Annotated in this window: 6 protein-coding genes and 1 pseudogene (1 of these 7 only partly in view); 2 read left to right on the plus strand and 5 right to left on the minus strand. The window is 68.8% G+C overall.

Annotated features, from left to right (window positions below; all coding sequences use genetic code 11):
* The 3 genes and pseudogenes from AC1RIF_RS14890 to AC1RIF_RS14900 form a co-directional block, all read right to left on the minus strand.
* Positions 1–752, minus strand: a pseudogene (locus AC1RIF_RS14890) (Fpg/Nei family DNA glycosylase); it reaches 125 nt to the left of the window's first position.
* A 16-nt stretch (positions 753–768) separates the two neighbouring features.
* Complete coding sequence (locus AC1RIF_RS14895; protein ID WP_031936551.1) at positions 769–1,251, minus strand: ribose-5-phosphate isomerase; 483 nt, start codon at positions 1,249–1,251, stop codon at positions 769–771.
* A gap of 93 nt (positions 1,252–1,344) precedes the next feature.
* Positions 1,345–1,986 (minus strand): mycothiol-dependent nitroreductase Rv2466c family protein, encoded by a 642-nt coding sequence (locus AC1RIF_RS14900; protein ID WP_492602129.1) that lies wholly within the window; start codon positions 1,984–1,986, stop codon positions 1,345–1,347.
* Positions 1,987–2,140: 154 nt separating this feature from the next.
* On the opposite strand from AC1RIF_RS14900, the gene AC1RIF_RS14905 reads away from it, so the two are divergent.
* A complete protein-coding gene (locus AC1RIF_RS14905) occupies positions 2,141–3,382 on the plus strand; it encodes an NAD(P)/FAD-dependent oxidoreductase (RefSeq protein ID WP_492602130.1) in 1,242 nt (413 codons plus the stop codon).
* Positions 3,383–3,514: 132 nt separating this feature from the next.
* Entirely contained in the window at positions 3,515–6,097 is a 2,583-nt protein-coding gene (gene pepN, locus AC1RIF_RS14910) for an aminopeptidase N (protein WP_492602131.1), read from the plus strand.
* Positions 6,098–6,204: 107 nt separating this feature from the next.
* On the opposite strand, the gene AC1RIF_RS14915 is transcribed toward pepN, so the two are convergent.
* Together AC1RIF_RS14915 and ctaJ are read right to left on the minus strand one after the other, a co-directional pair.
* Entirely contained in the window at positions 6,205–6,684 is a 480-nt protein-coding gene (locus AC1RIF_RS14915; protein WP_492602132.1) for a DUF5130 domain-containing protein, read from the minus strand.
* Positions 6,671–6,919 (minus strand): aa3-type cytochrome oxidase subunit CtaJ, encoded by a 249-nt coding sequence (ctaJ, locus tag AC1RIF_RS14920; protein ID WP_492602133.1) that lies wholly within the window; start codon positions 6,917–6,919, stop codon positions 6,671–6,673. Before ctaJ ends, AC1RIF_RS14915 begins: the two co-directional genes overlap by 14 nt.
* Positions 6,920–7,073 lie beyond the last annotated feature (154 nt).

Consider the following 7,073-nt stretch of genomic DNA (forward strand, 5'->3'; position numbering starts at 1 on the left):
CCCCCCCCCCACCCCCCCCCCCCCCCCCCCCCCCCCCCCCCCGATCCTGCTCTGCGGTAGGTGTACGTGCGCGGGCGGTCCTTCGCGTACGACGGATCACCGTGGTCGTCCTCGGGCCGCACGACGTGCATCCTGCCGCGGCGCACGCCGACATTCATCAACTCGACGAGGTCGGCCCACATCGCGTCGAACTCGGCGCGGCTGACCTTCCTGCCGGAGCGCTCCGGATGGATCCCGTGCCGGAACAGGACCTCGGCACGGTAGACGTTGCCGACACCGGCCAGCACGGCCTGGTCCATGAGCAGCGCACCGATCGGCGTCTGCGACTTCGAGATCCGCGCCCACGCCCGCTCCGGGTCGGCGTCCCTGCGGAGCGGATCCGGACCCAGCCGCGCCTCGATCGCGGCGACCTGCGGCGGATGCAGCACCTCGCAGGCTGTCGGCCCGCGCAGGTCGGTGCCGAAGTCGGCGCCGACCATCCGCATGCGGACCTGCCCGACGGGGGCGTCGAGCGGCACCGCGGACTCGGTGAACTTGCCGTACAGGCCCAGATGGACGTGCACCACGAGACCGTTCTCGTAGTGGTGCCACAGGTGCTTGCCCCACGCGTCGGAACGCACGAGGACGCGGCCGTCGATCAGGGCCGCGTCCTCGGCAAATCTGCCCTGCGGACTCGACACTGCTACCGCGGATCCCGCGAAACGCCGTTGATGCAGGCGCGCGAGACGGTGCAGTGTGTGGCCCTCGGGCACGGTGTTCTACCTACTGTCAGGCTTCGGGAGCCGCGGGCACGGCCGGCGCGACACCCGTCTTCTCGTACTCGGCGAGGATGTCGATGCGACGCTGGTGACGCTCCTCGTCGGACCACTCGGTGGCGAGGAAAGCGTCGACGATCGCCAGCGTCTCCTCGAGGGAGTGCATGCGACCACCGATACCGATGAGCTGCGCGTTGTTGTGCTGACGGGCCAGCTGCGCGGTCTCGACACTCCACGCGAGAGCGCAGCGAGCGCCGGGAACCTTGTTCGCGGCGATCTGCTCGCCGTTGCCGCTGCCACCGAGGACCAGGCCCAGGCTGCCCGGGTCGGCCACGACGCGGCGGGCCGCCTCGATGCAGAACGCCGGGTAGTCGTCGACGGCGTCGTAGACGTGCGCACCGCAGTCGATGGCCTCGTGGCCGTTCGCGGTGAGGTGTTCGATGATCTGGTTCTTGCGTTCGAAGCCGGCGTGGTCGGCACCCAGGTATACGCGCATGACCTCAATTCTGACAGGTCACGTTGCCGCGACGACGGCGGGGACTTCGGGCTCGGGAGCTCTCGGCGCCACCACCCGAAGTCCGTCCGTCCGTCAGTCGAACTGGGGATCCTCGTGGCGGCTGCGCTTGAGCTCGAAGAAGTGCGGGTAGGACGCGAGGGCGACGGTCCCGTCCCACACCCGGCCGGCGTCCTCGCCGCGCGGGATGCGCGAGAGGACCGGGCCGAAGAACGCGGTGCCGTTGACGTGGATGGTGGGGGTGCCGACGTCGTCGCCGACCTTGTCCATGCCCGCGTGGTGGCTGCGGCGCAGTTCGACGTCGAACTCGTCGGTGTCCGCGGCGGCCGCCAGCTCGGCGGGCAGGCCCAGTTCGGCGAGCGACTCGACGACGACGTTCGTCAGGTCCTGATCGCCACCGTTGTGGATGCGCGTGCCCATCGCGGTGTACAGCGGCAACAGGATCTCGTCGCCACGCTGCTGGGCAGCGGCGATGAGGACCCGCACCGGGCCCCATGCCTGGGCCATCCTCTCGCGGTACTCCTCGGGCAGCTCGCGGCCCTCGTTGAGGACGGCGAGGCTCATGACGTGGAAGTTGGCCTCGATGTCGCGGACCTCGGTGACCTCGAGAATCCAGCGCGACGTGATCCAGCACCAGGGGCACAGCGGGTCGAACCAGAAGTCGACGGTGTCCTTCTCGCCGGTCTTGCCGGAGTTTGTCTGTGCTTCCGCGCTCACGCGTGTCTCCCTCGTCCTGCGGTGCGACAGATCCGCGTCGCACCTCTCGATTGATAGACAACCATGCACGCGCGGGAATGCTTCCCGCACGCCCCGGCGCAACGTTACTGTCGATGGAGGACAGCCAGTAGCCACACTGGAACGGAGCCTCCCCGTGACATCCCACGAGTCATCGAATCGTACGTTCGTCATCGTCGGCGGCGGCCTCGCCGGAGCCAAGGTCGCAGAGTCGTTGAGAGACAGAGATTTCGACGGGTCCATCGTCCTCCTCAGCCAGGAGGACCATCTCCCCTACGAGCGGCCGCCCCTCTCCAAGGAACACGTCGCCGGCAAGAAGGATCTGCCTGACTTCACCGTCCGGCACGGAGACTGGTACCGGGATCACCGCGTGGACCTGCGCCTCGGGACCACCGCGACGGCGCTCGATCGTGACCGCAAGTGCGTGGTGCTACCGGACGGTTCGACGCTCGGCTACGACCGGCTCGCGCTCGCGACCGGGTCCCGATCCCGCCGTCCACCGATTCCCGGCGCCGACGCCGCGGGTGTGCACTACCTGCGCACCATCGACGAATCCGACGCCCTGATCGCGGCGCTCACCCCGGGCGCCCGCCTGGTGATCGTCGGTGCGGGCTGGATCGGACTCGAGATCGCGTCGGGCGCGCGCGGACGCGACGTCGCGGTCACGGTCGTCGAGTCGGCGGAGTTGCCACTGCTCGCGGCGCTGGGGCGGGAGATGGGTGCGGTGTTCGCCGATCTGCACCGCGAACACGGCGTCGATCTCCGGTTCGGGGCCAAGGTCGAGGAGATCACCGTCACCGACGGCCGCGCCGACGGTGTCCGACTCGGCGACGGAACGGTACTGCCCGCCGACGCGGTGCTGGTCGCGGTCGGCGCGCAACCCAACATCGAGATCGCCGAGGCCGCCGGACTTTCGGTCGACGGCGGCATCCTCGTCGACGGCACGCTCACCACCAGCGACCCGGACATCGTCGCGGTCGGCGACATCGCCGCCCAGCAGCATCCGCTGCTGGCGACCCGCGTCCGCGTCGAGCACTGGGCCAACGCGCTGAACCAGCCCGCGGTGGCGGCCGCGACGATGCTCGGCCACCCGGTCGAGTACACCAACCTGCCGTACTTCTTCACCGATCAGTACGACCTGGGCATGGAGTACGTGGGCTGGGCGCCGAAGTACTCGCAGGTGGTCACCCGCGGCGACGTCGAAGGACGGGAGTTCCTGGCGTTCTGGCTCGACGAGGAGAATCGGGTCCTGGCCGGCATGAACGTCAACGTCTGGGATGTCACCGACGACATCAAGGCGCTCGTAGCCTTCTCCGGTCCGGTCGACACCGACCGGCTCGCCGACCCCGCCGTCCCCCTCACCGACCTCACCCCCTGACCCCGCGATTTGCGCACTTGTCGGTGTCGCGGACGCCCTCATCGCAACGACAAGTGCGCAAATCGCGGGAGGAGGGGGACGCGTGATGGGATAGCGGGAAGTCGATTGTCCACCCGTGATGAGGAGATCTTTGTGGCCCCACCGAATCTGACCCGCGAACAGGCCGCCGAACGCTCGGCGCTGCTGACCGTCGACAACTATCGCATCGAACTCGACCTCACCGACGGCGGCGGTCGGCCGGGCGAGAACACCTTCCGGTCCCGCACCACCGTCACGTTCTCGGCGACGGCCGGAGCGTCGACATTCATCGACATCATCGCCGCCACAGTGCATTCCGCGGTGCTCAACGGCACCCCGCTCGACGTGTCATCCTACGACGAGTCGACGGGCATCATGCTCGACGGCCTGGCCGAGTCCAACGAACTGGTGGTGGACGCCGACTGCCTCTACACCAACACCGGCGAGGGGCTGCACCGCTTCGTCGACCCGACCGACAGCGCGGTGTATCTGTACTCGCAGTTCGAAACCGCCGACGCCAAGCGGATGTTCGCGTGTTTCGACCAGCCTGACCTCAAGGCCACGTTCGACATCTCCGTCGTCGCGGCGGAGGACTGGCAGGTGATCTCGAACGCCGAGACCGTGCAGACACTCGCGGCGACGCCGGGCCGGCACGTCTTCCGGACCACACCGCGCATGAGCACGTACCTGGTGGCGCTGATCGCCGGCCCGTACGCGCAGTGGACCGACTTCTACACCGACGAGCACGGCACGATTCCACTCCGCATCTACTGCCGCTCGTCGCTCGCCGACCACATGGACGCCGAGCGCCTGTTCACCGAGACCAAGCAGGGCTTCGGCTTCTACCACCGCAACTTCGGGATCCCCTACGCCTTCGGCAAGTACGACCAGCTGTTCGTGCCGGAGTTCAACGCGGGTGCGATGGAGAACGCGGGCGCGGTCACGTTCCTCGAGGACTACGTGTTCCGGTCGAAGGTGACGCGCTACTCGTACGAGCGTCGCGCCGAGACCGTGCTGCACGAGATGGCGCACATGTGGTTCGGCGACCTCGTCACGATGCGGTGGTGGGACGACCTGTGGCTCAACGAGTCCTTCGCGACGTTCGCGTCGGTGCTCTGCCAGAGCGAGGCCACCGAGTACACCAACGCCTGGACCACGTTCGCGAACGTCGAGAAGTCGTGGGCGTACCGGCAGGACCAGCTGCCGTCGACGCATCCCATCGCCGCCGACATCCCCGACCTCGCGGCCGTCGAGGTGAACTTCGACGGCATCACGTACGCGAAGGGCGCCAGCGTGCTCAAGCAGCTCGTCGCGTACGTGGGCCAGGAGCCGTTCATGTCCGGGCTGCGCGACTACTTCGCCGAGCACGCGTTCGCGAACGCGACATTCGACGATCTGCTGCGCTCGTTGGAGAAGGCGTCCGGGCGTGACCTGTCGAGCTGGGGCGCGCAGTGGCTCAAGACGACGGGCCTGAACATCCTGCGCCCGGACTTCCAGATCGAGCCGGACGGCACGTTCGCTCGCTTCGCGGTCCTCCAGGACGGTGCCGAGCCGGGCGCCGGCGAGACCCGCGTGCACCGCCTCGCGGTCGGCATCTACGACGACGACCCGGCCACCGGCAAACTGGTCCGCACGCACCGCGTCGAACTCGACGTCGAGGGTGCGAGCACCGACGTGCCCGAGCTGGTCGGGGTGCCTCGAGGCAAGCTGATCCTGGTCAACGACGACGACCTCACGTACTGCTCGCTGCGCCTGGACCGCGACTCGCTCGACACCCTCGTCGGCCGGATCGGGGACATCGCCGAGCCGCTCCCCCGCACCCTCGCGTGGTCGGCGGCGTGGGAGATGACCCGGCAGGCCGAGATGCGGGCCCGCGACTTCGTGAGCCTCGTGCAGCGCGGCATCGGCGCCGAGACCGAGGTGGGCGTCGTGCAACGGCTGCTGCTGCAGGCGCAGACGGCACTGTCGGCGTACGCGGATCCCGGCTGGGCGGACGCGTTCGGCTGGCCGGCGTTCACGGACCGGCTGCTGGAGCTGGCCCGCGAGGCCGAGGCCGGCTCGGACCACCAGTTGGCCTTCGTCAACGCGCTCACCGGATCGCAGCTGTCGGCGTGGCACACCGAGGTGCTGCAGGAACTGCTCGACGCCGACCCCGCGAAGCTGGGTCTGTCGGGGCTGGTCGTCGACACCGACCTGCGCTGGCGGCTCGTCCACGCGCTGGCCGCGGCCGGTCAGGTGGACGCGGACGGCACGGAGACGCCGTTCATCGACGCCGAGGAGCAGCGCGATCCCACCGCGGCGGGGGCCCGTCAAGCAGCGTCAGCGGCGGCGGCCCGCCCACAGGCTGCGGTCAAGGAGCAGGCCTGGACAACCGTGTTCGACGACGACACCGTCCCGAACATCACCGCCCGGTCGATCATCGGCGGCATCGTCGCACCCGGCCAGTCGGACCTGCTCGAACCGTACGTCGCCCGGTACTTCGCGGAGATCCCGGCCGTGTGGGAGCGCCGTTCGAGCGAGGTCGCGCAGACCGTCGTGGTCGGCCTGTACCCGTCGTGGTCGATCAGCGAGGCGTCCGTGGCCGCGGCCGACAAGTTCCTGTCCGGTGAGCACCCGCCCGCACTTCGCCGGCTCGTGGTCGAGGGCAAGGCCGGCATCGTCCGATCGCTGAAGGCCCGCGCGTTCGACGCGACCTGACCGGTCGCGTCCTGCCCGGGTACGCCGATGACCCGATGTCACAGCGGTTCAGTTCGACTGAACGTGTGTGACATCGGGTCACCGGGGGTGAAGCAGAAGTGCAGGGACTACTTCGGGGCGATCGCGGCGCTCATCACGCGCAGCGCCGACACGAGACCGTCGATGAGGTCGCCCTCGCCGAAGGACGCGACGGCGGCGGTGACACCGAGCTGCGTGACGCGGTCGGTGACGCGATTCGCGACGCCACGGCCACCGCGGATCTCGATGACCCGCTGGTTCGGCGACACCGCGATCAGGATCGACCGGTCGGCGTCCGGGGTGTTCGGGAAGACCGCGTCCGCGCCGGCGGCCGGGTTCTCACCCAGGTCGCCGACGTAGATGTTGAAGCGCACCTTCGTGGAACGCGTCGCGTCGGTGAGGGCGTCGTCGAGGCTCACGAGCTGATCGGTCGTGAACGGCAGCAGGTCGTCGAAGGGCTCGCCGATGCGGTGCACACCGGAGATGCGACCGCCGGAGGTCACGACGGTACCCACCGGCAGATCCGCCGCCGCTACCGTCGAGGACTGGAGAACGTCACCACTTGCCACTTGCCGAACCTCCGATCAGATCTGCACCGGCTGCGTGTCCGGCGTGGTGACCGTGCGTGGTCACCTCGTCGACAGCGCTCCACAGGACCGGCTGATGGGTCCAGCGCTGACCGAGGCGGTACTCGGTCGGAACGAAGCCGGGCGACTTCTTGGTCATGAGGGACGGCACGGCGATGATCGCGATCACCAGGGCGGGGATCCCTACGTATATCAGCACTGTCTCGAGAATGCTCACGACGCAAACCGTAGCCGAGTCCTGCCGAAATGGAAGCGTCGGGGCCGAAGATGTCTCGGCTCGCGCAGTAGCACGTCTCGGCTCGCGCAGTAGCACGTCTCGGCTCGCGCAGTAGCACGTCTCGGCTCGCGCAGTAGCACGTCTCGGCTCGCGC

The organism is Prescottella sp. GW823-FHT02E09 (assembly GCF_058797375.1).